23 protein-coding genes are annotated in these 25,389 nt (G+C 70.3%); 5 read left to right on the top strand and 18 right to left on the bottom strand.

Annotation, left to right across the window (positions count from 1 at the left end):
* Positions 1–403: 403 nt before the first annotated feature.
* The 3 genes from CKW28_RS02390 to fgd are packed head-to-tail and all read right to left on the bottom strand — an operon-like array spanning position 404 to position 4,733.
* Positions 404–1,597, bottom strand: coding sequence for an acetate kinase (locus CKW28_RS02390; protein WP_003926660.1), 1,194 nt, complete (start codon positions 1,595–1,597; stop codon positions 404–406).
* A complete protein-coding gene (gene pta / locus CKW28_RS02385) occupies positions 1,597–3,705 on the bottom strand; it encodes a phosphate acetyltransferase (protein WP_003926661.1) in 2,109 nt (702 codons plus the stop codon). Before pta ends, CKW28_RS02390 begins: the two co-directional genes overlap by 1 nt.
* A 17-nt stretch (positions 3,706–3,722) precedes the next feature.
* On the bottom strand, positions 3,723–4,733 hold the full coding sequence (gene fgd, locus CKW28_RS02380; RefSeq protein ID WP_003926662.1) for a glucose-6-phosphate dehydrogenase (coenzyme-F420): 1,011 nt from the start codon (positions 4,731–4,733) through the stop codon (positions 3,723–3,725).
* Positions 4,734–4,803: 70 nt separating this feature from the next.
* On the opposite strand from fgd, the gene CKW28_RS02375 reads away from it, so the two are divergent.
* On the top strand, positions 4,804–5,547 hold the full coding sequence (locus CKW28_RS02375; RefSeq protein WP_003926663.1) for an MBL fold metallo-hydrolase: 744 nt from the start codon (positions 4,804–4,806) through the stop codon (positions 5,545–5,547).
* Positions 5,548–5,558: 11 nt separating this feature from the next.
* Here the strand turns inward: CKW28_RS02375 and CKW28_RS02370 are convergent, their stop codons facing one another.
* The 7 genes from CKW28_RS02370 to CKW28_RS02340 form a co-directional block, all read right to left on the bottom strand.
* Entirely contained in the window at positions 5,559–6,059 is a 501-nt protein-coding gene (locus tag CKW28_RS02370; RefSeq protein WP_003926664.1) for a GNAT family N-acetyltransferase, read from the bottom strand.
* A gap of 133 nt (positions 6,060–6,192) precedes the next feature.
* On the bottom strand, positions 6,193–6,465 hold the full coding sequence (locus tag CKW28_RS02365) for a hypothetical protein (RefSeq protein WP_040547267.1): 273 nt from the start codon (positions 6,463–6,465) through the stop codon (positions 6,193–6,195).
* Positions 6,466–6,567: 102 nt separating this feature from the next.
* Complete coding sequence (locus CKW28_RS02360) at positions 6,568–8,235, bottom strand: GMC oxidoreductase (protein WP_003926667.1); 1,668 nt, start codon at positions 8,233–8,235, stop codon at positions 6,568–6,570.
* Complete coding sequence (locus CKW28_RS02355) at positions 8,216–8,857, bottom strand: hypothetical protein (RefSeq protein WP_003926668.1); 642 nt, start codon at positions 8,855–8,857, stop codon at positions 8,216–8,218. Before CKW28_RS02355 ends, CKW28_RS02360 begins: the two co-directional genes overlap by 20 nt.
* Complete coding sequence (locus CKW28_RS02350; RefSeq protein ID WP_003926669.1) at positions 8,854–9,183, bottom strand: hypothetical protein; 330 nt, start codon at positions 9,181–9,183, stop codon at positions 8,854–8,856. The genes CKW28_RS02355 and CKW28_RS02350 overlap by 4 nt, the downstream gene beginning before the upstream one ends.
* Positions 9,158–10,288 carry an alpha/beta hydrolase gene (locus tag CKW28_RS02345; RefSeq protein ID WP_003926670.1) on the bottom strand — a complete coding sequence of 377 codons (1,131 nt, stop codon included), beginning with the start codon at positions 10,286–10,288 and terminating at the stop codon, positions 9,158–9,160. Before CKW28_RS02345 ends, CKW28_RS02350 begins: the two co-directional genes overlap by 26 nt.
* Positions 10,289–10,321: 33 nt before the next feature.
* The gene (locus CKW28_RS02340; protein WP_003926671.1) at positions 10,322–12,943 is read right to left on the bottom strand and encodes a helix-turn-helix transcriptional regulator; all 2,622 of its coding nucleotides are present in this window, start codon (positions 12,941–12,943) and stop codon (positions 10,322–10,324) included.
* A 130-nt stretch (positions 12,944–13,073) separates the two neighbouring features.
* Here CKW28_RS02340 and CKW28_RS02335 point away from each other — a divergent pair, with 130 nt between their 5' ends.
* Positions 13,074–13,961: an SDR family oxidoreductase gene (locus CKW28_RS02335; protein WP_003926672.1), complete on the top strand. Its 888-nt coding sequence runs from the start codon at positions 13,074–13,076 to the stop codon at positions 13,959–13,961.
* A gap of 457 nt (positions 13,962–14,418) precedes the next feature.
* On the opposite strand, the gene CKW28_RS02330 is transcribed toward CKW28_RS02335, so the two are convergent.
* The 5 genes from CKW28_RS02330 to purT are packed head-to-tail and all read right to left on the bottom strand — an operon-like array spanning position 14,419 to position 18,339.
* Positions 14,419–14,847, bottom strand: coding sequence for a hypothetical protein (locus CKW28_RS02330; RefSeq protein WP_003926673.1), 429 nt, complete (start codon positions 14,845–14,847; stop codon positions 14,419–14,421).
* On the bottom strand, positions 14,848–16,083 hold the full coding sequence (locus CKW28_RS02325) for an O-succinylhomoserine sulfhydrylase (RefSeq protein WP_003926674.1): 1,236 nt from the start codon (positions 16,081–16,083) through the stop codon (positions 14,848–14,850). It lies immediately after the preceding gene.
* Positions 16,080–16,493, bottom strand: coding sequence for a rhodanese-like domain-containing protein (locus tag CKW28_RS02320; RefSeq protein WP_003926675.1), 414 nt, complete (start codon positions 16,491–16,493; stop codon positions 16,080–16,082). The genes CKW28_RS02325 and CKW28_RS02320 overlap by 4 nt, the downstream gene beginning before the upstream one ends.
* A 19-nt stretch (positions 16,494–16,512) precedes the next feature.
* Positions 16,513–16,959, bottom strand: coding sequence for an Rv0361 family membrane protein (locus tag CKW28_RS02315; protein WP_003926676.1), 447 nt, complete (start codon positions 16,957–16,959; stop codon positions 16,513–16,515).
* Positions 16,960–16,974: 15 nt separating this feature from the next.
* A complete protein-coding gene (gene purT / locus CKW28_RS02310; protein WP_040547269.1) occupies positions 16,975–18,339 on the bottom strand; it encodes a formate-dependent phosphoribosylglycinamide formyltransferase in 1,365 nt (454 codons plus the stop codon).
* Between the two features lie 142 nt (positions 18,340–18,481).
* Here purT and CKW28_RS02305 point away from each other — a divergent pair, with 142 nt between their 5' ends.
* A complete protein-coding gene (locus CKW28_RS02305; protein WP_003926678.1) occupies positions 18,482–20,503 on the top strand; it encodes an MMPL family transporter in 2,022 nt (673 codons plus the stop codon).
* 11 nt (positions 20,504–20,514) lie between these two features.
* Here CKW28_RS02305 and CKW28_RS02300 read toward each other — a convergent pair whose 3' ends face one another.
* Both CKW28_RS02300 and CKW28_RS02295 read right to left on the bottom strand, forming a co-directional pair.
* Positions 20,515–21,138 carry a PaaI family thioesterase gene (locus CKW28_RS02300; RefSeq protein WP_003926679.1) on the bottom strand — a complete coding sequence of 208 codons (624 nt, stop codon included), beginning with the start codon at positions 21,136–21,138 and terminating at the stop codon, positions 20,515–20,517.
* On the bottom strand, positions 21,135–22,436 hold the full coding sequence (locus CKW28_RS02295) for an adenylosuccinate synthase (RefSeq protein WP_003926680.1): 1,302 nt from the start codon (positions 22,434–22,436) through the stop codon (positions 21,135–21,137). The genes CKW28_RS02300 and CKW28_RS02295 overlap by 4 nt, the downstream gene beginning before the upstream one ends.
* A 92-nt stretch (positions 22,437–22,528) precedes the next feature.
* Here CKW28_RS02295 and CKW28_RS02290 point away from each other — a divergent pair, with 92 nt between their 5' ends.
* A complete protein-coding gene (locus CKW28_RS02290; protein ID WP_003926681.1) occupies positions 22,529–23,146 on the top strand; it encodes a hypothetical protein in 618 nt (205 codons plus the stop codon).
* On the opposite strand, the gene CKW28_RS02285 is transcribed toward CKW28_RS02290, so the two are convergent.
* Complete coding sequence (locus CKW28_RS02285) at positions 23,094–24,467, bottom strand: cytochrome P450 (protein ID WP_003926682.1); 1,374 nt, start codon at positions 24,465–24,467, stop codon at positions 23,094–23,096. The two genes, CKW28_RS02290 and CKW28_RS02285, sit on opposite strands and share 53 nt — an antisense overlap.
* Positions 24,468–24,585: 118 nt before the next feature.
* Between CKW28_RS02285 and CKW28_RS02280 the strand changes: the two genes are divergently transcribed.
* Complete coding sequence (locus CKW28_RS02280) at positions 24,586–25,365, top strand: site-2 protease family protein (RefSeq protein ID WP_003926683.1); 780 nt, start codon at positions 24,586–24,588, stop codon at positions 25,363–25,365.
* Positions 25,366–25,389: the final 24 nt, after the last annotated feature.

Genomic DNA, 25,389 nt, shown 5'->3' with positions numbered 1-25,389 from the left:
TCGGGCGGTCCGGCGGGGTTATCCACAATGCGCTCACTGTCCCCAGCGTGTGTACGCGGTCTCGACAATGCAATCAGGACAGTGAGCGTGCAGCCACCGATCTCAGCGTGCACCCAGGGCGGGAAATCAGCGAAAAACCCACCGCCACCACACAATCGAAGCACCTGACGTACACCCGAAACGGCCGGCACACACTCACATCTGTCGACACACAGTCGAGGGCACCGCCTCGACGGTCCCCAGCGTGTGTACGCGGTCTCGACAGTGCAATCAGGACAGTGAGCGTGCAGCCACCGATCTCAGCGTGCACCCAGGGCGGGAAATCAGCGAAAAACCCACCGCCACCGCACAATCGAAGCACTCACAACACGCTCACCATGATGAGCGCACCGTCGCGGCAGGCTCAGATGACGCTCAGGCAGGCCCGGGCGATCGCGAGCTCCTCGTTGGTGGGGATCACCAACACCGTCGTCGGCGAACCGGCTGCCGAGATGCGCCGCGGCCCGCGCGTCGGGCCGGCGTTGAGCTGCTCGTCGAGTTCGATTCCGAGCGCACCCAATCCGGACAGCGCATCACGGCGTACGTCCGGGTTGTTCTCCCCCACGCCGGCGGTGAAGGTGATGACGTCGGTGGTGCCCAACAACGCCAGATACCCGCCGACGTACTTGCGCAACCGGTGGATGTAGATGTCGTAGGCCAGCCGGGCCGCCTGGTCTCCGGCGTCGATGCGTTTGAGCAGTTCCCGGAAATCGTTGGCACCGGCCAGCCCGAGGATCCCCGACCGCCGGTTGTACAGTTCGTCGATCTCGTCGATGGTCATTCCCGCGGTGCGGGCCAGGTAGAACGTGATGCCGGGGTCGATGTCGCCCGGGCGGGTGCCCATCACCAGACCCTCCAGCGGGGTCAGCCCCATCGACGTGTCGACCGCCCGCCCGCCGACGATCGCCGACACCGACGCACCGTTGCCCAGGTGCAGCACGATCTGGTTCAGCGAACTCAGCGGCCGATCCAAGAACACCGCGGCCTGTTCGCTGACGTACTGGTGCGACGTGCCGTGGAAGCCGTAGCGCCGAATGTCCCACCGCTGCGCCACCTCCCGGTCGATCGCATACGTCGCCGCCGGCGCGGGCAGATCGTGGAAGAACGCCGTGTCGAACACCGCGACATGCGGCACGTCCGGCAACAGTTTGCGGGCCACCGTCATCCCCAGCAGGCCAGGCGGATTGTGCAACGGCGCCAGCGGCGCGAGCTCGGCCATCTTGGCGATGAGTTCGTCGGTGACCAGCGTCGGCTCGAAGAACGTCTGTCCGCCGTGCACCGCCCGGTGCCCGACCGCGGCCAGGTTCATCTCGGCCAGGTTCGAGCCGGCCTCGTCGAACATGTCGAACGCCGTCCGCAACGCGGCCTCGTGGTCGGCGATCGGCTCGCCGTCGCGGCGGACCTCCCGTTCCCCGACCCGCAACCCGGCCAGCGAGGTGTCCTCACCGATCCGCTCGACATTGCCCTCGGCCAGCGATGTTCCCGAATCCGCTTCGATCAACTCGAATTTCAGCGATGAGGAACCCGAGTTGATGACCAGGACGTTCCGCTCGGACATCAGCTCCCACCTTGGGCCTGGATCGCGGTGATCGCCACCGTGTTGACGATGTCCTCGATCAGCGCACCCCGGGACAGGTCATTGACCGGCTTGTTCAACCCCTGCAGCACCGGTCCGATGGCCACCGCCCCGGCACTGCGCTGCACCGCCTTGTAGGTGTTGTTGCCGGTGTTGAGGTCCGGGAAGATCAGCACCGTGGCGCGGCCGGCCACCGGGGAGTCCGGCATCTTGGTCCGCGCCACCGACGGCTCCACCGCCGCGTCGTACTGGATGGGCCCCTCCACCAGGAGATCCGGCTGGCGTTGACGCACCAACTCCGTTGCCCGCTTGACCTTTTCGACGTCAGCGCCGGCTCCTGAGGTACCGGTCGAGTAGGACAGCATCGCCACCCTCGGCTCGATGTCGAACCGGGCGGCGGTGCGGGCCGAGGAGATCGCGATGTCGGCGAGCTGTTCGGCGGTCGGGTCCGGCACGATCGCGCAGTCGCCGTAGGCCAGCACCCGGTCCGACAGGCACATCAGGAAGATGCTGGACACCGTGGACACGTCGGGCTGGGTCCGGATGATCTCGAACGCCGGCCGCACGGTGTGCGCGGTGGTGTGCGCCGCACCCGACACCATGCCGTCGACCATGTCGTTGTACACCAGCATGGTGCCGAAATAGGACACGTCGAGCATGATCTCGCGGGCCTGTTCCAGCGTGACGCCCTTGTGTTCACGCATCTCGGCGTACTGCTCGGCGAACCGCTCCCGCAGATCGCTGGTCCGCGGGTCGATCACGGTGGCCCCGGACAGATCCACACCCAGCTCGGCGGCCCGCCCACGCACCTGTGCCTCGTCACCCAGGATGGTCAGATCGGCCACCCCACGCTGCAGCAGCCGCCCGGCCGAGATCAGGATGCGATCGTCCTCGCCCTCCGGCAACACGATGTGCTTGCGGTCCGCGCGGGCCCGCTCCAGCAGCCGGTAGGTGAACATCTGCGGGGTGACGACGGTGGGAATCGGAATCGCCAACTGCTCCAGCATGTCCGAGGTGTCGACGTAGGTCTCCATCAGCTGCAGGGCGGTGTCGATCTTGCGGTGCGATGCGGCCGTCACCCGGCCCCGGGTGGCGGCGACCCGGCTGGCGGTCGCGAACGTGCCCAGGTCGGTGGCGATCATCGGCAACGACAGGCCCAGGCCGGACACCAGCGCCGCGATCGACGGGTGCAGCTCCCACCCGCCGTTGAGGATGAGGGCCGACAACGACGGAAAACCCTCGGCTGCATGGGCGCTGACCATGGCGAGCACCACGTCGGAGCGGTCGCCGGGGGTGATGACCGCGACCCCCTCGGTGAGCCGTTCCAACACATGCTCGGCCGTCATCCCGGCGACGAGCACATCCATCACCTCCCGGTGCAGCATCGCCGGATCCCCCTGAATCAGCGTGCCGTCGACGGCGCGCTGCAGTTCGGCCACCGACGGCGCCACCAACAGCGGCTCCTCGGGCAGCACGAAACACTTGGGTCCGTTCGGCAGCAACTCGGTGAGCGCGGTGCGCACCGCGTCCAGTTGCGCCGGATCGCACCGGTTGGCCACCACCGCCGCGGTGTGGGCGTGCTGGGCGGCCAGTTCCGCGGTACACACCTCGACCACCTGCGCGATCTGTTCCGGGGTGCGGTCCTGGGCCCGCACCGCCAGCAGCACCGGCGCGCCGAGGTTCACCGCGATCCGCGCGTTGACCGACAGCTCGGTCGGGGTGGCGATGTCGGTGTAGTCGCTGCCGACGATGAGCACCGCGTCGCACGCGGCGGCCATCCGGTGGTAGCGGTCGACGATCTCGGCGATCGCGCCGTCGGTGTCCTCGTGCAGCTGTTGATAGCCGACACCGACGCAGTCCTCGTAGCTCAGGTCCGCGGTGGCGTGGGCCAGCAGCAGTTCCAGGATGTAGTCGCGGTCCTCGTTCAGCCTGGTGATCGGCCGGAACACCCCCACCCGGGCGACGTTGGCGGCCAGCCGGTGCAGGATGCCGAGCGCGATCGTCGACTTTCCGGTGTCCCCCTCCGGAGCCGCGATGTAGATCGCGGAGATCGACGGCTCAGGCGACGGGGCCTCGGATGCGGCGGACATGCCTGAAACCTGCCCGATCAGCCCAGCCGGCGCAGCCGGGGCTCCAGATCTGTGCGGAACAGCTCCAGGAACCGGCGCTGATCGTGACCCGGGGCGTGGAACACCAGATGGTTCAGGCCCCACTTCACGTACTGGGCGACCTGCTCCACCGCCTCGTCCGGATCGGAGGCGACGATCCAGCGCTTGGCCACCTGCTCGATCGGCAGCTCGTCGGCGGCCCGCTCCATCTCGATCGGATCGTCGATGGAGTGCTTCTGTTCGGCCGTCAACGACAGCGGCGCCCAGAACCGGGTGTTCTCCAGCGCCAGCTCGGGATCGGGATCGTAGGAGATCTTGATCTCGATCATCTTGTCGATCTCGTCGGCGTCGCGGCCGGCCGCGGCGGCGCCCTCGGCGACGGCTGGGATGAGCTTGTCCTGGTAGAGCTCCGCACCCTTGCCGGAGGTGCAGATGAAGCCGTCGCCTGCCCGTCCGGCGTACTTGGCGACCACCGGTCCGCCCGCGGCGATGTACACCGGCACCCCGCCCTCGGGCACGTCGTAGATCGAAGCGCCCTTGGTCCGGTAGTACTCGCCGTCGAAGTCGACCCGGTCACCGAGCCACAGCTCCCGCATCAGCCGCACCGCCTCGCGCAGCCGGGCGAACCGTTCCTTGAACTCGGGCCACTCACCCTCGTAACCGGTGGCGATCTCGTTGAGCGCCTCCCCCGTGCCCACCCCGAGGAAGATCCGGTCCGGATACAGGCACGCCATGGTGGCGAACGCCTGCGCGATGACCGCCGGGTTGTACCGGAACGTCGGCGTCAGCACCGACGTGCCCAGCGTGATGCGCTTGGTGCGCTCCCCCACCGCGGTCATCCACGCGAGCGAGAACGGGGCATGTCCGCCCTTGTGCCGCCACGGCTGGAAATGGTCGCTGACCGTGGCGCTGTCCATGCCGTGTTCCTCGGCGGCGACCCCGAGCTCCACGAGTTCCCGCGGCGCGAACTGCTCCGCCGATGCCTTGTACCCCAACTTGAGTTCAGCCACTGGACGTCTTCCTGTTCGTCGCGTCTCCTACCTTGTTTCTACTCCAGTGCCGGTTATCTACACTCGCGGGATGGCAGCGCCGGCGGTCAGACTCGAACAGATCACCGACTCCGTTCACTTCGCGAACACCGACCTGGTCAACTGGGTGCTGGTCACCGACGGGACCGGGGTCGTGCTCATCGACGCAGGGTATCCCGGTCAACGCGGCCTCGTCCTGCATTCGCTGCGGCAGCTGGGCTTCGGGCCCGACGCCGTCCGCGCCATCCTGTTGACGCACGCGCACATCGATCACCTCGGCTCGGCGATCTGGTTCGCCAAGACGCACGGCACCCCGGTGTTCTGCCACGCCGACGAGGTCGGCCACGCCAAGCGCGCGTACCTGGAGCAGGTGTCGCCGCTGGATCTGGCCGGTCAGTTGTGGCGGCCGCGGTGGCTGACCTGGTCGCTCACCGCGGTCCGCACCGGGGCGCTGGTGCGGGAGGGCATCCCCGGCACCCGGGCGCTGACCGAGGACGTGGCCGCCCAGCTGCCGGGTCAACCGGTGGTCATCCCCAGCCCCGGCCACACCGCGGGGCACTGCTCCTATCTGATCGGGGAGGTGCTGGTCTCCGGTGACGCGCTGGTGACCGGGCATCCGGTGGCGCCGCGGCGCGGCCCCCAGCTGCTGCCGGAGGTGTTCAACCACGACCAGGACAGCTGTGTGCGCAGTGTGGCCGCCCTCGGTCTGCTCGACGCCGAGGTGCTGCTTCCCGGCCACGGGCCGGTGTGGCGCGGGGAGATCAGCACCGCGGCCCGGCTGGCCACCCCGGCCTGAGCACCGTCGACTCAGCTGCCGGGCCCGCCGAGTTCCTTGAGGAACGCCACCGGATATCCCTCCTCGTCGCCGGGCAACGGTTTCGGCAGCCGGGAGTAGCCGGCGGCCCGATAGAGCGCCTCGGCCTCGGGCTGCCGATCGCCGGTGGTCAGGTAGATGCGCCGGTATCCGCGGGCGGTGATCCGGCGCTCCAGTTCGGCCAGCAACGCCCGGGCGTGGCCGCGGCGACGGTGGCGGCTGTCGGTCCAGATCCGCTTGAGCTCCGCGGTGTGGGCGTCGAACCGGCGGAACGCCCCGCCGGTCACCGGCTGCCCGCTGAGCAGGCCGATCACCAATGCTCCGTCGGGTGGCTCGAACTCGGCGGCCGGCGCGGAGCGCAACCACCTCGCGACCCGGTCGACGGTGCTGTCGTAGCGGTGCGCGTACTCGACGGCGAGTTCGGCCAGCAGCGGTTCGGCCAGCCGGTGATGCCGGCCGACCGCCTGGAAGGACAATTGCTCGACGGTGGACACGAATTCCAGTATCCGGGCCGTCAGTCGTAGAAGTGGCGCTGGTAATCCCAGCGCTCCAGCCAGGCGGACAGCCGGTACAGGCCGACGGCGCCGACTGCCGTCACGACCGCCATGGCGACCATCAGGACGGGACTCATAGCCGGTGCATCTCCCGGGCCATCGCGGCGTCCTCGAGGAACCGGTAGCGGGCGGGATAGTGGCGGCGGCGCGGACGGGGCGGGTCAGTCCTGGTCCACAGCCGCTGCCACCAGGTGGTCCGGTCGCCCGTGGGCGCCGGGGCCGGTGGCGCCGTCACGCCTGCCGCCGCGGTGGTCGCCAGCCGCACCTCGTGTTCGGTGATCAGCGTGCTGGGCGGTGTCGCAACGGGCGCGGTTGCGGCATTCGGATGATGCTGTTGCACAGTCATTTTCAGTCACTCCCCCGGGATGTCTCGGTGTCGATCACCTGGTGTTCGGTGGTCGTGACGAAAACGTACGGCCGGGGGGCGGCCGCGGGCACGCGTAGTGCGCTACCCGATTCGGCTTCGGCCCAGGTCGGCGAGGAACTGCCCGGCGGCGCGGCGGGCGAAGGCGGCGATGGTGAACGACGGGTTGGGGCCGACGGGTCCGGGGAACACCGATCCGTCGGCCACCCAGAGCCCGGGCACACCGTGCACCCGGCCGTACCCGTCGACCACCCCGGTCGACTCCGAGGTGTCCGCGGGGCAGCCGCCCAGCGGGTGCACGGTGATGACCCGCTTCTTCAGCAGGTAGGTGGGGTTGGGCGTGAACGTGCCACCGAGTGCGGTGGCCACCGCCCGCATCCGGCCGATGAGCGCGTCGAAGTGCGCCGCGGACGTGGTGGAGGTCCAGTCGCTCTCCAGGACATCGTCGCCGCGCAGGAACAGCCGGCCGTCCGGCACGTCGCGGCCCATGCCGAGCACCGGCATCCCGCAGTCGGTGAATCTGCCGTCGCCCAGCAGTCGCGCGATGTCACCGGCGATCGAGGTCTGGCCACGGCGGGTGAGCGCCGCCCAGAGCCGTTTGCCGGTGAACTTCGCGAGCCGGCGGTAGTGGCCGGCGCCGAACCGGGTTTCGATGAGCCAGGCCGCGAAGTTGGGAAATCCGGCGTCCTGCAGATACATTCCGTGCGCGTCGTCGTACCGGTGGGACGCGGTGATGACCGGGCCGCGGGTGCCGGCCAGCACGGTCGGGGCCTTGAGGATCAGCCCGAGCAGGTCACCGTTCCCGCAGAACCGGGTGCCCAGCGGGCCGTCCGGGCGGAGGTCGAGCCGGGCCCGGTTGCGCAACAGCAGAAAGGTGCTGCCGAACGTTCCGGCCGACACCACCACCTGATCGGCGATGACGGTGGTGTCGGTCCGGTTCCCGACCGCATCGTGGGTGCGGACGCCGACGGCGAAGGTGCCGTCCGGGCGGCGTTCGATCGTCTCGGCCTCGACCCGGACGTGGATCGACGCGTTGGGGCGGGCGGCCACCGCGGACAGGTAGGTGTGGTCGAGGCTGTTCTTGGCACCCTCGTTGCAGCCGATGTCGCATTCGCCGATCAGCGCACAGCTGCGCCGGTGGGCGCCGAAGATGTTGGGGTAGTCGGCATCCGGCAGGGGTGCGCCGACGGCGGGGTTTCCGGCGACGTCGCGGAACCGCACCGCCAGCGGCGCCAGTTCGGTGTCCGGGCCCGCCGCGGCGCGGAACGCGGCGGTCTTGGGCAGGTGGAACGGGTCCGCGGGATCCTTGCTCACCGGGGTGGTCTCGAGGTCGAGGAACTCCCCGACGGCGTCGTAGTGCGGATCCAGATCCTCGCGGGTGAAGCTCCACCGCTCCCACACCCCGGGCCGGTGCGGGTGCGGCTGGGTGAACCATTCGGCGGGTTTGCGGAGCATGACATTGGCGTAGATCAGCGAGCCGCCACCGAGGCCGCTGGACACGATCGCCTCCAGGCCGCGGAACGACCAGATGTCGAACAGCCCGTACAGATTGTCGTGCGGAGCCCAGAAGTTGCGTGCGAACTCGGCGGGGGTGCGGGGAAACGAACCGGGCGGATACGCCCTGCCCCGTTCGATCACACACACCCCCACTCCGGCGGCGGAGAGCCGCTCGGCGAACACCGCGCCGCCGAATCCGGAACCGATGATCAACACCTCGGTTCGGTCGGGAACGTCACCGGTCCGGTAGCTCATCTGTGTTCCTTCCGGGGTGTTCTGTCTCGGGGCCGCAGTAGCCGGTGGCCAGGCAACGCGCGAACAACAGCAGATACCGGGGCACCACCCAGCGGGTGCGCGGGTCCGCGGGATAGCCGCGCATGGTGCCCAACTGCCGGATGAAGTCGCCCGGCCCGATGCTGACGACGCCGGCGGCGGTGCGGGGCCGGAAGCTGTCCGGATCGGACGGGGTGTGCGGGGTGACATCGGTCAGGGTGAGGTGCAGCCGCGTGGTGTCCGGCCACACCCGCCAAGGTCGCCGGCCCACCAGCTTGCGCCCGTCCATCCGGTACTGCCGATCGTTGTTGAAAAGGTCTGCTGTGTAACGTATTTCCTGAACACTGTCGGCCGCGCGGCCCCGGTCGAACAGGTGGAACTCACCGTCGGTGGACAGGTAGCGGCCGCCGAGCACCGGGACGATCAGCTCCGCCCGCAGCCGCCCGATGCGGGGACCGGCGAGGAACGCCGCGACGTCGGGAATGTCCACCTCGACGCGCAACGTGGCCGCCACCGCGGCGGTCTGCCGGTATCCCGCGGCCGGATCGGTTGCGCGCATCGCGATCCGGCCGGTCATCGTCTCCCGGAACCGCAGCCCGGTCACCTGTCGCTCCGCTCGGCGGCGGCCAGCAACGCGAACCAGCCCGCGACGGCGACCCAGGCCACCACCCAGGCCCAGCCCCAGCCGCGGGTCACCATGCCGGAGAGCACGGCGACCAGGCCGACGACCGTGGCGGCCAGGGCGATCAACGCGGGCCACCGCAACCCGCTGAACATCTCCGTCACCGCCATCACCGCGGCCAGCACCACCGCGCCCAGCGCCCACCCCAGCTCGGCGGGCGGGGTGGCGCCGAGGCCCAGCCAGGAGCCGGCCAGCACCGAGACGCACAGCAGCAACGCGAGATCAGCGCCCAGAATCGTTTTCGCCACCGGGACCGCCCTTCAGCCAGTCGATGATTGCCGGGAAGACGTCGACGGCCGCGTACTGGCCGAGGAACATGTCGAGGTGTCCGTAGCCGGGGAACTGCTCGAACGCGTGCACCCCGGGCGCGTACCGTTCGAAGTACTCCCAGGTGGCGCGCATACCGTCGGGCCGGAAGGTGCGGTTGTCCGCACCGGTGATGAACTTGAACTCGGCGCGCACATCGGGATGTGGTGGTCCGACGCCGAATTCGCGGGGCAGCTCCCGATACCTCCCGGTGGACACCAGATGGCCGGCGGACAGACAGTCGCGGGTCTGGCGGAACAGGCTCACCGGCACGTGCGCGAACTCGCCCTTGATCCAGTCGTGGGTGATCTCGTCGAGGTTCTCGTGGTTCCACATGGTGGGGGACCCCACGCCGTAGACGAAGCTGGCGTGTTTGCACACCGGGTTGCGGCACTCGTGGTGGACGGCGCGCACCAGCCAGTCCATCAGCCGCGGCCAGAACCACGGGGCGTACAGGCCGTACTGCGGATTGAAGAAGTCCACGCTGCGGCCCAGCGTCGCCATCGCGAACGGCAGTTTGACCGCGGCCGCCCGCCGGATCCGCGGGTGCAGCGCCGTCGAACTCGCCACCACCCGGGTGTATTCGGGCAGCAGACCCGCCGTCATCGACATCATGAACGCGTGCGAACCCTGGCAGTGCACCACGGCTTTCAGGGTGCTGCGGCCGGTGCGGTCGAGGATCTCCCGGGTGGCCGTGGGGAAGTCCTGAGCCGCCGCGTCGTCGAACGTGTACTCCGTCGGCTGCACGTCGATGCTGGCCCGCCAGTTGAGCATCCACACGTCGAAGCCCTCGGCGGACAGCATCGCGGGCAGCGTGATGATGCTCGGCGGGCAGAACAGGTTGGCCCGCACTCCCGATCCGTGCACCAGCAGCACCGGGCCGCGGTCGGTGCTGCCGGTGGCGGGTGGCAGATGTTTGAAGTTCAGCTGCAGCCCGTCCGGTGTCCGAAACCAGATCGTCTCGACCTTCGGCAGCGCGACCCCGGCCGGGGCGCGTAGCACGATCTCGGCCTCCGGCATCGCCAGCGGTGCGGCCAGATGTCCCATCGTCTCCCCCCCTTTCGGCACCGGACGGTGTCGTCAGCCGTCGGCGGCCACCGCTGCGGCCAGCAGTGTCCGGTCGGCCACGTCGAGCTTGATGCAGGCCCGGTAGATGTGTCCCTCCACGGTGCGCACGGACACGCACAGCCGTTCCGCGATCGCCTTGTTGGTCAGCCCCTGCGCGACCATCACCGCGATCTCGCGTTCCCGTCCGGTCAGTGGCAACGGGTTGAGGACCCGTTCCAGCACCGGCGTCGACGGGCTTCCGCACCGCTTGGACCATTCGGCGGCGCGGGACCGGGCGGTCAGTTCGGCGGACCGCTGCCCTTCCGCGGCATACGCCTGGGCGGCCTGCGCCGCGGCGTCGGCGGCCGCGGCGATCATCCCGATGTCGGCCAGCTCGGCCGCCACCCGGTCCAGATCAGGTCCGCGGCGCTGTGCCGCGGCCCGGGCATGGGTGGCCGCCAGCCGGCCGAACACGCAGTCGATCTCGGCGCTGAGCCGGTCGATCCGCTCGGCCGCCTGCAGATCGCCCAGGCGGACCCCGTCGTGCAGTGCCCGCAGCGCCACCGCCAGCTGCCCGGACCGCTCGGCGGCGTCGGCGGCGTCGCGCGCGCCCCGCAGCGCACCCGGCAGATCGCGGGCCGCGGCCCGGGTCCAGGCCCGGGCCAACGCGAGTTCGGGGGCGTACAACTCCGAACGCGTCCCGTGGCTGTGTTCGGCGCGGCGCAGCGCCTCCGACGCCCCGTCGGCGTCCCCGCGGGCACCGAGCACCTGGGTGAGCTGCATCAACGCCAGCGGTCCCCACGAATAACCGGTGCTGCTCAACGCCGCCGCCGCCTGCCGCAGCAGCGTCGTCGCCGTGGGCAGATCACCGCGCGCGATCAGGATGTGCGCCAGCAACACCTCGCCGATCGCGCGGCCGGGCTGCTGGAATTCGCAGAAGCTCAGATAGTGGTGGGCCAGGAAATCGGCGCGGGTCAGGTCCCCGGCCAGGATCAGCCGGGTGATCTGCCCGAGTCCGATGGTGAACCGCAGCAGCCCGGGGTGCTGGGCGGCCAGGCCGCGCGCGGCGTGGGTCTCCACCTCGTCGAACCGCGCCATCCGGGCGCTGGACAGCGTCGCCGTCGCCGCCGCCCAGGCGACGGCGAGGTCCTGGCTCTCCGGCGTCTGCAGGACCCGACCGGCCAGTTCGAGAGCCGTCCGCGGCTGGCCGGCGTTCATCGCGAACGTGGCCGCCAGGGCGTCGAACGCGGTCACCGCCGCCGGCTGATGCAGTCGGGTGCGCATCCGGTCCAGCAGGGCGATCGCCTCGGCCGACTCCGACAGCATCCAGAACTGGTTGGCCGCCTTCGGCAGCGTCCAGGCCATGATGTCGAATTCGGTCAGCCGGTCAGGGTCGACGGCGGCCAGCACGTCGTCGGCCTCCCGGCCGCGGCCCTGCCAGGCCAGGGCGTGCGCCAGCGGAAGCCGGGCGGCGAGCGTGTCGGACTGTCCCAGCGCCCCGCGTGCCAGCTGCTCCCCGAGCAGCAGATCCCCCAGCTGCATCGCCTCCCACGATGTGGCGATGAGATCTGTTGCCGGGGGCGGGGTTTGACTGTTCACCGCCAGGGCGGCCAGCCGCAGCCGGTCGCTGACGTTGTCCGGTGGCCGCCGGGACCAGCGCGCCACCAGCGCGGTGCGCAGGCTGCGCCGGGTCAGCCGCCCCAGCCCGGCCCGCACGGTCTCGGTGTAGAGCGGATGCGCCGGATGCACGATCAGGTCGGCTCCGCGTTCGTCGACGGTGACCGCTCCGGCGGCTTCGGCGGCCTCGACCGCTTCCGGGCTGACCAGATCGGACAGATCCGCGACGGTGAGCGGTTCCTCGATGGCCAGGTACGCCAGCACGGTGCGGATCTGATCCGGCAGCGCGGACAGGTGCTGATCGATGAGGGTGGACAGCTGCGGCGTCAGCGCGACCTCGCCGCGCAACTGCCAGATTCCCTCCACTTCACGCAGCGCCCCGGACGCGACGGTGCCGGTGACCAGGTGACGCAGATACAGCGGGTTGCCCTCACTGATCGCGTACAGCCGTTCGGCGCTGGCCGATTCCACCCGGCCGCCGAGCGCATCCGCCAGCAGCCGTTCGCACTCGGCCTGGCTGAACGGCTCGATGTCGATGCGGGCCAGCAGATCGTCTTTCCACAGCGCGGTGATCGCATCGGGCACCGGTTCGCCGTCGCGCACGGTGAGCAACAGCGACGCCGGGGTGCTCACCGCGACCTGATGCACCAGCGTGGCCGACAGGGTGTCGAGATGGTGGGCGTCGTCGACGATCAACAGCAGGCCGGTCCGGGTGCGGTCGCGCAGGACCGGTCCGCACAGCGACTCCCGCGCCGTCCGCAACACCGTCGCGGGTTCTCCGCCACCGCCGGTCTCGACCAGATGGCTGAACGCCCCGAACGGGATCCGGCTCGCCGAAGCGGTCCCCGCGACCCAGTGCAGCACCGTGTGCGGCTGTTCACGGCGGCGGTGCTGCAGCACCGTGCGGGCCAGCTCGGTCTTACCCGCGCCCGCCGGGCCGACGAGCACCGCGCCGCGGCGCCGACTTGGGCCGAAGGCTTCGTTCAGCGCCGCCCAGGTCGACCGCCGTTTCGCTGAGACCCAGCGAACCCGCTCCACCCGCAGAATCGTATGCCCGCCCCAGGCGCCGCCGACGTTTTTTCCCGGAAGTCCGCGCTGGTGCGGGGGTGCCCCGGTGGAGCGGCAGCCCACTTCCGGAGAAAACTTGACACCTGTAAAGTCTGGGCCCATGGACAACATCAGGGGCAAGACCATCGCGATCACCGGGGCCGCCCGCGGCATCGGCTACGCCACCGCCACAGCGCTGTTGGCGCGGGGTGCACGAGTGGTCATCGGCGACCGGGACGTGGCACTGCAGGAGTCGGCCGTCGCGCAACTGGGCAGGCTCGGGCCGGTGTCGGGTTACCCGCTCGACGTCACCGACCGCGAGTCGTTCGCGACGTTCCTGGACAAGGCGCGCACCGACGGCGGCGGGCACATCGACGTGCTCATCAACAACGCCGGGGTGATGCCGATCGGTCCCTTCCTGGAGCAGTCCGAGCAGGCGATCCGGTCCTCCATCGAGGTGAACCTGTACGGCGTGCTCACCGGCTGTCAGCTGGCGCTGCCGGATATGGTCCGGCGCCGCAGCGGGCACATCATCAACATCGCGTCGATGTCCGGGCTGATCCCGGTGCCCGGTCAGGTGCCGTACAACGCCGCGAAGTTCGGCGTGGTCGGGTTGTCGGTGGCCCTGGCCGACGAGATGGCGCCCTACGGGGTCGAGGTGTCGGTGGTGATGCCGCCGTTCACCCGCACCGAGCTGATCTCGGGCACCAAGGAGACGGCGGCGACCAAACCGGCCGAGCCCGAGGACATCGCCGCGGCGATCGTCAAGACGCTCGACAAGCCCAAAACGCATGTGTCGGTTCCCGGTCCACTCCGGTTCATCGCCCAGGCCGCGCAGACGCTCGGCCCGCGCGGGCGTCGCTGGCTGAACAAGCGGCTCGGGCTGGACACCGTTTTCCTGGAGTTCGACCAGCAGGCGCGCCAAGGCTACGAGCAACGGGCGCAGCAGGCGCTCGGGGTGCTCGAGGGTGGAAACAAGCAGCAGGACAGGTCCGGACAGAAGTCCTAGAGCGTCGGGTGTGCCGGCCGCGCGGTGAGCGTGCGGTGGCTGTGGTGGTTGTGCGGTGGCTGTGCTGGTTGTGCGGTGGCTGCGGGGATCGGGCCGAATCTCCGCAGTACCCGCACAACCGACACCAACGACGCACACCCACCGCAGCAAGTGCACACCCGCCGCGGCCGGCTTACGTTCGCCGCGGCCGGCTTACACCCGCCGCGGCTGAAGAACCGCCACGACGTCGCTGCGCCTTTCAGTGCACGGACGTCATGGCGACTGTGCGGCCACCACACCGGCTGTGCGGCCACTGCGTCGACAGTGCGGCCACTGCGGGGATAGTTCGGCCACTGCGGGGATCCGGCCGAATCTCCGCAGTACCCGCACAACCACCGCAGCCGACGCACACCCGCCGCAGCCGGCTCACCCCCGCCACAGCCGACTCACGCTCGCCGCGGCCGGCGCACAGCCGATGTCAGGCGAACACCGGCGCGGGGTCTCCGGCGCGGAAGTTCTCCACCGCGTCGAGATTGGCCAGCAGCGATTCGGCGGAGAACACGTAATCGATGCCGTCGGGGCCGGACCCGACGAGGATGACGTGCCACTCGTCCTCGGTGGTCAACCAGATCCTGGTGACGGTCTCGACCGCCTCGTCGTCGGTGACGATGCCCGACGCCGCGAAGAACCAGCTGACCAGTTCATCGCTGGAGTTGTCGATGTCGAATTCCCAGCCGCGGGCGGTCAGTACCGCGTCCATCGCCTCGACGTCGGTGGTGTCCGCCACGGCCGCCATGGTCTCGTCGGGCAGCCAGGTGGCGTCGCGGGCCGCCTTGCGTTTGCGTCGCCGGGCCTTCTTCGCCTCCGCCTTCCTGGCTCGCGACTGCGCCGACGACCGACGGGCCATCTAACTCAGCGCCCTGTCCAGGTCGGCGATCAGATCTTCGGTGTCCTCCAGGCCCACCGAGATCCGCACCACCGCGTCACCGAGGCCGATCGCGGCGCGGCCCTCCGCCCCCATGGCCCGGTGGGTGGTGGTGGCCGGATGGGTGATCAACGACTTGGCGTCACCGAGGTTGTTGGAGATGTCGATCAACCGCAGCTTGTCGAGAACCTCGAACGCACGCTGTTTGCCGCCGTCCGGCGGTGCGTCCAACTCGAACGTGATCACCGTGCCACCACCTCGCATCTGCCGTTTGGCCAGATCATATTGCGGATGGGACTCCAGGAAGGGGTAACGCACCCACCGCACGGCGGGGTGTCCTTCCAGGAACTCGGCGATCCGGTGCGCCGACGCGTTGCTGTGGTTCACCCGAACCGCCAGGGTCTCAAGGCCTTTGAGCATGATCCAGGCGTTGAACGCGCTGATCGCCGGGCCGGTGTGGCGCATCAGTTTCTGCACCGGCCCGTCGATGTAGTCCGTGTCGCCGAGGATCGCCCCGCCGAGCACCCGGCCCTGACCGTCGATGTGTTTGGTGCCCGAATACACCACCACGTCCACGCCGAGCTGGAACCCCTGCTGCAAAAGCGGGGTGGCGAACACGTTGTCGAGCACCACCTTCGCGCCGGCGGCGTGGGCGAGCTCGGTCACCGCCGCGATGTCGACCAGCGATTGCATCGGATTCGACGGGGTTTCGAAGAACACCGCGGTGGTCGGCTCCGACAGCGCCCGCTCCCACTGTCCGAGGTCATCGCCGTCGACGAACACGGTCTGCACTCCCCAGCGGGGCAGGATCTCGTTGCACACCACGAAGCACGACCCGAACAGCGACCGTGCCGCCACCAACCGGTCGCCGGCGCCCAGCAGCGCGCCGAGCGCGGTGAACACCGCGGCCATGCCGGTCGCGGTGGCGAAACAGGCCGGAGCGCCCTCGATGAGCCGCAACCGCTCCTCGAACATCGCGATGGTCGGATTGCCGTAGCGGGAGTAGACGAAGCGGTCGATCTCCCCGGCGAACGCCCGCTCGGCGTCGGCGGCGGACTCATAGACGTAACCGGAGGTGAGGTACAGGGCCTCGGCCGTCTCCTCGAACTCGGACCGCAGCAGACCGCCGCGTACCCCGATGGTGGCCGGGCCGACCCCGTCGGGCAGCCCGGCCGGGGTCCGCACGGACGGCTTGGATGCGGGCGGCCGGTCGGTCATGACTGCTTCCAGGGCAGTCCGACGGCCTTCCACCCGGTGCGGCCGCGATGGCCGTGCTCGTCGAGGTCGCCTTCGAAGCCGTCCAGCACGTTGTAGGACGGCTCGATCCCGGCCGCCGTGGCGGCCCGCGCCGCGCCGATCGAGCGGTTGCCGGACCGACACAGGAACACCACCGGACCCGAACCGGGTTTACACCCGGACGACGTCAACTCCTCGACGAAGTTCTCATTGAGGCTGCCGTCCTGCCGGACCCATTCGATGAACAACGCCCGACGCCCCAACGAGGTCAGATCCGGGACGCCGACGAATCGCCATTCAGCCTCGGTACGCACGTCGACCAGCACCGCCGCCGGATCATCGGACAGCAGCTTCCAGGCCTGCTCCGGGGTGATGTCTCCTGCGTAACTCACGGCGGTGAGTCTCCCACATCTAACGAGGACCCGGTGAACAGACCTTCCAGCTTCCGGCCTCCCGGACGAACGTCATTTCGGCCGCCACCTCGTCGTCGGGCGCGTTGTCGAAGTGATAGATCGCCCGCGCGGTGGCCCGATCCCCGTCGATGGTGACGTCGGTGACGTCGTCGAGGTACCGTTCGCCGCGACGGTCGACCGAGTTGCGTTGTTCATCAAGGACTTCGGACTCGGTCTTGTGCTGGGCGGCGCAGGTGAACGTCGTGTAGTCGGCGTAGTCCTGCCGCTGCAGTGCGTCGTTCTGCGCGATCACCGCGCCGATGATCTCCTGTTCGGGAGTCACCGGTTCACGGTCGAACAGGTTGATCAGCCCGACGATGATGAGCACCCCAATGATGATCACCAGGGCGCCGAGGAACGGGGTGGCGGTCGGCCGGTCGCCGGCCGCGTCGGGTTGTTCGGTCATCGGATCACCAAACCATCACCAGAGCCTGCGCAATGCCGTGGACACCTGCCGAACCTGCCTGCGGGCCGCGGTGGCGTCCGGCGCGGTGGCCAGCGCGACCCCCAGACGGTGCGGGGCGTCGGTCTCGTCATCCGGTCCGCCGAACAGCCGCACGTCGCTCTCCGGCACGCTCAACGCCTCCCGCAGCACCGCCGTCAGCTCGGCCCCACCGGTCCCGCCGGGCCACGCCGCCTCGGAGCCGCCGTAGTGCACCTCCGCGGCGGCCGGCGAAATCATGATGGTGTCCACCGCGAGGCCCAGGATCGCCCTGGCATGCAACTCGAAGTGCGAAAGCCGTTGCGATCGCAAGGTTACGAGGCCGGTGTCCTGCGGCCGGACCCGCACGTCGGAGAAGTACACCTCGTCGTCGCGCACCAGCAACTCCACGCCGTACACCCCGCGGCCGCCGAGCGAGTTGACGATGCGGGCGGCGATGGATTTGGCCGCGTCGAGCGCGACCGGCGACATCTGCTGCGGCTGCCACAGCTCCAGCACCTCACCGTTGCGGTGGTGGTGTCCGATCGGCTCGCAGAACCGGATGGTGGGCCCCGCCGGGCCGGTGGTGCGGACGGTGAGCATCGTCACCTCATAGTCGATCTCGACGACGGTCTCCGCCATCACCCGGTTCTGGGCGAAGTGACCGGCGGCGATGGCCCGGTGCCACGCCGGTTCGACGTCGTCTTCACGCAGCAGCACCGACTGCCCGCTGCCGGCCGGACCCGTGACCGGCCGGACGACCAGCGGGAACCCGGCGTGTTGGGCCACCGCGGTCAGTTCCTCGACGGAACCGGCGAACCAGAACGGCGCGGTGGGCAGGCCCAGCTCGTCGGCGGCCAGCCGGCGCAATCCCTCCCGGTCGTAGCTGAGCCGGATGGCCCGCGGCGTCGGGAACACCTCGACCGAGCCGCGTTCGGCGACGGCGATCAGGGCGTCCACGGCCACCGCGGTGGATTCGGCCACCACGTACTGCGGGGCTTCCCGTTCGATCACCGCGGTGAGGGCATCGGCGTCGCTCATGGTCGCCACCACCGAACGATCCGCCACCGGATAGGCCGGCGCGTCGGCGTACCGGTCCACGGCGACCACCTCGGCACCGAGCCGCTGGAAGGCCAGCACCAACTCCCGGCTCAGTTCGCCGGCGCCGAGCAGCATCACGGTCGGACGGGCCGGCCGCGCCGGTTCGGCCTGTGCCGCGGGTTCATCGTCCACCGGCGCACCGGCCTGGAGTTTCGGCTCACCACCCGGCCCGGCCGCCTCGGCCACCGGGTCGGTCGCCTGCTCGGCCGTCGGGTCGGTCGCCGGGTCGGTCACCGGGTCCCTGCCCTCAGTGGTTTCACTCATCGCTCGTCAAGCCTGCCAGACGCGGGCGGCAATGCGATGTCGCCGCCCCGACACGCCGCGCGGTCTGCCATATTGGACGACCGTGACGCGCATCTCCGGATGGGATCGACTGGCCCGATTCGTCAGTGCTCGACGCGCCTGGGTGCCGGCGTTGACGATCATCCTGGCCTGCGGGGCCCTGATCGGCCTGGCGGGCGCCGACGAGAGTGCGAGCCAGTCCCCGGCGATGGTCCCGGACACCGCGGATTCGGCACGGGTCGACGAGTTGCGCGCCGAGTTCCCCGGCGGTGACCAGGCCCCGGCCATCCTGGTCGTCACCCGCGGCGACGGCACCATGCTGACCCCCGACGACTTCGCCGCCGCCGAAGAGGCCCGGAACCGGCTGCTCACCGCCGCGGGTGGCGCTCCCGCCCCGGCTCCGCCGGTGCTGCTCTCCGACGACAACATGGCCGCGGTGGCGACGGTGCCGCTGGACGGCGAACTGTCCGGCTTCGACCTCACCGACGCGGTCGCCGATCTGCGCACCGCGGCGGCCGACGGCCTGCCGGCCGATCTGCAGGCCCAGGTGACCGGCGGGCCGGCGTTCGGGGCCGACATCGCCGACTCGTTCTCCGGTGCCAACATCACGCTGCTGGTGGTCACCGCGCTGGTGGTGGCGGTGCTGTTGATCCTCACCTACCGCTCCCCGGTGCTGTGGCTGGTGCCGCTGACGGTGATCGCGATCGCCGATCGGGTGGCCGCGGTGGTGGGCAGCCACATCGCCGACGCCTTCGGGCTGATGCCGGACGGGTCGACCTCGGGCATCACCAGCGTGCTGGTGTTCGGCGCCGGCACCAACTACTCCCTGCTGCTGATCTCGCGCTACCGCGAGGAACTCGGCCGGGGCGGCGAACAGGCCCACCCCGATCACCATGCCGCGCTCCGGGTCGCGGTGCGCAACGCCGGCCCGGCGATCCTGGCCAGCAACGCCACCGTGGTGCTGGCCCTGCTGACCCTGCTGTTCGGCGTGGTGCCCAGCACCCGCAGCCTCGGTCTGCAGGCGGCGTCCGGGCTGGTGGTGGCCGCGGTGTTCGTGCTGCTGGTGCTGCCACCGCTGTTGGCCCTGTTCGGCCGGCGGCTGTTCTGGCCGTTCGTCCCGCAACCCGGCGCCGAACCGCTGACCGACAGCGGACTCTGGCGGCGGATCGCCGACTGGGTGGCCGACCGCCCCGGTCCGGTGGCCGCCGCGACCCTGGCCGTGCTGGCCGTGATGTGCACCGGGCTGCTCGGGACACCGATCGGGCTGTCGCAGACCGAACAGTTCCGGGTGCAGGCCGAATCGGTGACCGGTTACGAGACCCTGGCGGCCCATTTCCCGCGGGGAATCACCGATCCGACCCAGGTGCTCGCCTCGACCGAGCGGGCCAATGAGGTCGAGCTGGCGATCACCGAGACCCCCGGCGTGGTGTCGGCGGCCGAATCGGGCCGTTCGGGCACCGGCCTGACCCAGTGGTCGGTGGTGCTGGACGCCGAACCCGCATCCGCGGAGGCCTTCGAAACCGTCGACGCGCTGCGGGATTCAGTACGGAAAGCGGATCAGTCCGCACTGGTCGGCGGTTCGGACGCACAGGCCCGTGACGCGAGCGCCGCATCCACCCGCGACCGGCTGGTGCTGATCCCGGCCATCCTCGTCGTCGTGCTCGCGGTGCTGTACGTGCTGCTGCGCGCCGCGCTCGCGCCGCTGGTGCTGGTCGCGGTGTCCCTGTTGAGCTCGCTGGCCGCGCTGGGCCTGGGCGGCTGGATCAGCGTGCACGTGTTCGGTTTTCCCGCACTGGATTTCGCCACACCACTGTTCGCGCTGCTGTTCCTGGTCGCGCTCGGCGTCGACTACACCATCTTCCTGGTCACCCGGGCGCGCGAGGAAACCGTCGGGCACGGCACGCGCGGCGGGATCGTGCGCGCCGTCTCGGCCACCGGGGCGGTGATCACCAGCGCCGGCATCGTGCTGGCCGCGGTGTTCTGCGTGCTCGGAGTGCTCCCGCTGATCGTGTTGACCCAGCTGGGCATCATCGTCGGGCTCGGCATCCTGCTGGACACCTTCGTGGTGCGCACCGTCGTGGTGCCGGCGCTGTTCACCCTGATCGGCCCGCGGATGTGGTGGCCGGCGCTGCGCGCCGCGGAATAGACCCGCGGTGATCACGGCTGGCCCGGGCGCAGCCGGATCATCAGCCCGTGGGATTCGGCCAGCAGATTGCCGTCCGGATCCAGCAGTTCGGCGTTGACGTAGGCCTTGCGCCCCTCCTCGCGGGCGAGCCGGCCCCGCGCGGTGAGGTCGACGTCGATCGGCGTCACCTTGCGGTAGTCGACATGCAGGTACGCGGTGCGGCTGATCGGCCGGCCGGTGGCGTGGATCACCATGCCGAACAGCGAGTCGAACAGCAACGGCAGCACACCGCCGTGGACGGCGTAGTTGCCGCCGACGTGGTAGCGGCTGAACGCGACCTGCAACTCGACCCCGTCGGCGTCGAACCTGGTGATCCGGTACGGCGGCATCAGCAGGCTGCCGGCACCGGGCAGATCGGGCACCCGGTGGGCCGGGCCGACCCCTTCGGGGGCCTCGAACGGCGCCAGCAGCTCGACCAGATCCTCGGCCAGGTCAGCCGCCTTGGCCCAGGTGTCGGCATCCGGGTCGGCCGACACCGCCAGATCCTGTGCGCGGCGCATCGCGGTCAGGAACCGGCCGAAATCCGGCCCGGGATCGGCCGGTTCGAAGACCGGGAAACCGCCGTGCTGATCGGGGTCGGGGCTGGGTTCGGTCATCGGGCCGACGCCGCCAGCACATCGTGGCGGACGATGGTCTGGTCCCGGCCGGGCCCCACCCCGATGCACGAGACCCGTGCTCCGGCAAGCTCTTCGACCCGCAGCACGTAGTCGCGCGCCTTGGCCGGCAGGTCCTCGAACTCACGGGCCCCGGAGATGTCCTCCCACCAGCCGGGCATCTCCTCGTAGATGGGCTCGGCGCGGGCGACGTCGCTCTGGGTCATCGGCATCTCGTCGACGCGTTTCCCGTCGATGCGATAGCCCACGCAGACCGGGACGGTCTCCAGGCTGGACAGCACATCGAGCTTGGTCAGGAAGTAGTCGGTGATGCCGTTCACCCGGGTGGCGTAGCGGGCGATCACCGCGTCGAACCAGCCGCAGCGCCGCGCCCGGCCGGTGGTCACCCCGACCTCGCCGCCGGCCTTGGCCAGGTAGGCGCCGTTGTCGTCGAACAGCTCGGTCGGGAACGGACCGGAACCGACCCGGGTGGTGTAGGCCTTGAGGATCCCCAGCACCGTGGTGATGCGGGTGGGCCCGATCCCGGACCCCACGGCCGCCCCGCCCGCGGTCGGATTCGACGATGTGACATACGGATAGGTGCCGTGGTCGACGTCGAGCAGGGTGCCCTGCGAACCCTCCAACAGCACGGTCTCCCCGTTGTCCAGGGCGTTGTTGAGCAGCAGCCGGGTGTCGGCGATGCGGTGCTTGAATCCGGCGGCCTGTTCCAGCAGGTTCTCGAACACCTCGGTGGGGTCCAGCGCCTTGCGGTTGTAGATTTTGACCAGCACCTGGTTCTTGAATTCCAGTGCGGCCTCGATCTTCTCGGCGAGCACCTGCTCGTCCAGCACATCGGCCACCCGGATGCCGATGCGCGCGATCTTGTCCTGGTAGCACGGGCCGATCCCGCGCCCGGTGGTGCCGATCTTCTTCTTGCCCGCCCACCGTTCCACGACCTTGTCGATGGCGACGTGGTAGGGCATCAGCAGGTGCGCGTCGGCGGAGATCAGCAGCCGCTCGGTGTCGACGCCGCGTTCCTCCAGCCCGTGCAGCTCGGTGAGCAGCACCCCGGGGTCGACGACCACCCCGTTGCCGATCACGTTGGTCACACCGGGGGTGAGGATCCCCGACGGGATGAGATGCAGTGCGAAGTTCTCCCCGGTCGGCAACACCACGGTGTGTCCGGCGTTGTTACCACCCTGGTAACGCACGACCCACCGCACCCGGCCACCGAGCAGATCGGTGGCTTTTCCTTTGCCCTCGTCGCCCCATTGAGCGCCGATGAGCACAATTGCCGGCATCGCAGTTCTCCCGCTTATTGTGAGCAGCCGGTGACACACCCTATCCCAGCGTGCCCACGCTGAGCGCAATCGCCGAGCGTGAAGGAGGTTTTTTGACCGCGCACGAGGTGCTGTTGTTCGGCGGCCGGGAGTTGCCCCGTCCGCTCGCCGATCTGCCCGTCTGCGCCGATCCCGACCGCGACGACATCGATGCGGCCGCCGCGCGGGCGGACCGGTTGATCGTGGTCGGGACGCAGGCGGACCTGGCCGCGGTGCTGACCCGGCTGATGCGCACCGAGCGGTTGCACGTCGAGCTCGCCCACGTTCACGGCGGCCCGCTGACCAGCCGGCTACGGGCCCGCCGGGCCCGCACCCGACCGGCCCGGCGGATCCCGCTCGTCCGCGACGAGACCGGGGTGGCGATCGTCGGGTCGGCTGAGTGGCATCCGGAGTCGTCCGGCAAGCCGCTGCACGGTGAGGGCATCGTGGACGACACCGTGCTGTTCGACGGGGATGTGTCGCGGGTCCGGATCGAGCCGATTCCGCTGATGCCGGGTCTGCGGGCCGCGGTGCTGTCGGATCGGGGACGCCCGGTCCGGTGGGTGATCGGCCGGGCCGCGCAGCTGGGCACCACCGGCGCCCGGGTGGTGCGCGACGGTGTCGTCGGCCCCCGGACGGTCAGACGGTCGACGTTCTACCGGCACACCGAGGGCTGGCTGCAGGTGCGGTAGGCCGGAAGTAGACCGGGGTGCCGTGCCGCGGCACCACCACCGCCGCGGCCCGGCCGGCCGCGGACTCCGGGCGGGCGTTGACCGGCCGCAGGTCGGCCTCGGTCAGCAGGATCCGCAGGATCGTCGTCAGTTCACGCATCGCGAACGCCGCCCCGAGGCAGCGTTTGACGCCGCCGCCGAACGGCACCCACGCGTACGGGTCGGGACGGGTGTGCAGGAACCGGTCCGGCCGGAAGTCGTGCGGATCCGGGTAGCTGTTCGGGTCGCGGTTGATCACGCCGAGCAGCAGCACGATCCGGGTGCGCGGCGCCAGTGTGTAGTCGCCGAGCCGGTAGTGCCCGGCGGTGGTGCGCCCGGTGACCGGTCCGGGGGGCCGCAGCCGCAGTGTCTCGTTGATGACCGCCTCGGTGTAGGGGCCCGCACCGCGCTGCGCGCCGCCGGGCGCCGCTTCGGCCCGCACCCGGTCCAGCGCCGCCGGGTGATGCACCAGGTAGTCGATCAACCAGGCCAGGGTGGTCGCGGTGGTCTCGTGGCCGGCGAGCACCAGGGTGATCAGATCGTCGCGGATCTCGTCGTCGGTCAGCCGGTCGCCGTCCTCGGTGCGCGCCGCGACCAGCATGCTCAGGATGTCGTCACGCGGACCGGCGTCGGGAACGCGGCGTGCGGCGATCAGCGGCCGCACCAGCTCGTCGATGCGCCGGTTGGCGTCGCGGTAGGCGTGCCAGAAGCGCAGCGCGCCGGCCCGGCGCAGCGCGTAGCGCACGGGCGTCTGCACCGACACCGCCAGGGCCAGCAGCGTCTCGAACGGCGCGGCGAGCCGGGCGACCTCGGCCGGATCGTGCACCCCGAAGATCACCCGGATGATCACGTCCAGGGTGAGATCACGGGCCGCGTCCAGCATCCGCATCGGCCGGCCCACCGGCCAGGACGCCATCGCCGACCGGGTGGCGGCCTCGATGACCGGGACGTGCCCGGCCAGCGCCGCACCGTGCAGCGGCGGGATCAGCAGCCGGCGCCGCCGCAGATGCTCGGGCTCCTCCTGCACGAACATCGACCGGGGGCCGTAGATCGCCGCGGCCGGGCCGACCCCGTCCCCGCCGAGCAGCACATCGGGTTTCTCGGCGAACACCTGGCGGGCCAGCGCCGGATCGGCCACCGCGACCACGGTGCCGTAACCCAGCACCGGCAGCGCCACCACCGGCCCGTACCGCTTCAGCATCCGGGCCACCATCCGGTTGCCGCCGACGGCGTAGGCGGCGGCGTAGCCCGCGCCGAACACCGCGGACAGCGGTGCGGGCGCCGGCAGGCTCGGCGGGCGCACACCTCGACGATGACACGTCCGGCGGCCCGGGTCGGGCACATTCGGCGGTTCTCGTCCGCACCGGCGCGGACGGGGACGGGGCCGGACCGGTTCGGGGGCTGCGGGTAACTTCGCGGAGGTGAGCATCCGTTCGGTTTCCGGCTCGGTCCGGCCCAGCCCGGTGTTCCTGGCGATCGTCGCGCTCACCGCGGCCGGCGGCGGGCTGGCGTGGGCGTCCGCCACGGTCACCGGTCCGGCGGCGTACGCCGGGGTGTTCCTGTTCGTCATCGCGGGCTGGCTGGTGACGCTGTGCCTGCACGAGTTCGCCCACGCCTGGTCGGCGTGGCGGTTCGGCGACCGGGAGGTGGCCGCCCGCGGCTATCTGACCCTCAACCCGCTCCGGTACACCCATCCGCTGTTGTCCATCGGGCTGCCGGTGCTGTTCGTCGCGCTGGGCGGCATCGGTTTTCCGGGCGGCGCGGTGGATGTGCGCACGCACCGGATGACACCCTGGCGGCAGTCAGTGGTCAGCCTGGCCGGTCCGAGCGTCAACCTGGTGTTCGCGGCGCTGCTGCTGACGCTGACCCGGCTGTGCTACGACCCCGCCCACGGGGTGTTCTGGGCCGGGGTGGCGTTCCTCGGGTTCCTACAGATCACCGCGCTGGTGTTGAACCTGCTGCCGATCCCGGGCCTGGACGGGTTCGGGGCGCTGGAACCGCATCTGAGCCCGCCCACCCGGCGGGCGGTGCAACCGGCCAAGCAGTGGGGTTTCCTCATCCTGATCGTGCTGCTGCTGACCCCGACGCTGAACCAGTGGTTCTTCTCGGCGGTCCACTGGCTCTACGAGCTCTCCGGGGCGCCCGGCGCGCTGTCGGCGGCGGGCAGCCGGCTGACCCGGTTCTGGTCGTCCTGGATGTGACCGGCCGGCCGGCGTCCGGTCGAG

It is taken from the genome of Mycolicibacterium thermoresistibile, from assembly GCF_900187065.1.
GTDB lineage: Bacteria > Actinomycetota > Actinomycetes > Mycobacteriales > Mycobacteriaceae > Mycobacterium > Mycobacterium thermoresistibile.
The sequence above is the reverse complement of the archived record's forward strand: the minus strand, read 5'-3'. Positions and strand labels throughout refer to the sequence as shown.